This is a genomic window from Listeria floridensis FSL S10-1187 (genome assembly GCF_000525875.1).
Classification (GTDB): domain Bacteria; phylum Bacillota; class Bacilli; order Lactobacillales; family Listeriaceae; genus Listeria; species Listeria floridensis.
The window spans coordinates 1-545 of sequence record NZ_AODF01000071.1 but is presented as its reverse complement, the minus strand read 5'-3'; the positions used below and the strand labels follow the sequence as shown (position 1 = coordinate 545).

Sequence of the window (545 nt, the reverse complement as noted above, 5' to 3'; positions counted from 1 at the left end):
TTGCGCATTTCATTCATTGTTACTTTTGTTTGAATAGCGGCTTCACCCTGCACACGTGCATTTGTGCACTGTAGAAGCGGGCGGTATTCGCCTTTTAAAGCTTCAGGCAAACGTCGTTTACGTGCTTGTTTGCCAATCCACACATAGCCGTATCGTTTAACAAACTCCCGATTGCCCGCCGTCCAACGTGCTAATTCTTGCATCTGGTTTCCGAGCTCTTTTTTGAGTTCGTGTGCTTCATTCGTTGAAATACTCAACTGCTCGCCCATTGTGCGGTCTCCTGTACCATATATATATGCAAGAAAACCTGTTTTGGCGTGCTTACGTTCTTTGCTGTCTTTTTCAATCTCGCTTTCAGGTTTGTTATAAGCAATAGATGCAAGTGCAATGTAAGGGTCGCGCCCCTCTCGAAAAGCTTTCAGCAGAAACTCGTCGCCCGCTAAGCTTGCCGCAATGCGCCCCTCCTGATTGCCAAAGTCCAACCCAACAATGACCTTGTTTTTTGGTGGCACAATGATATGGCGTGCCTCAGTCGGCAAGTTTTG

1 protein-coding gene is annotated in these 545 nt (G+C 47.0%); it reads right to left on the bottom strand.

The features are described 5' to 3' along the window. The coding region (locus MFLO_RS13955) for a DNA polymerase (protein WP_036098665.1) at positions 1–545 on the bottom strand (545 nt) is incomplete at both ends.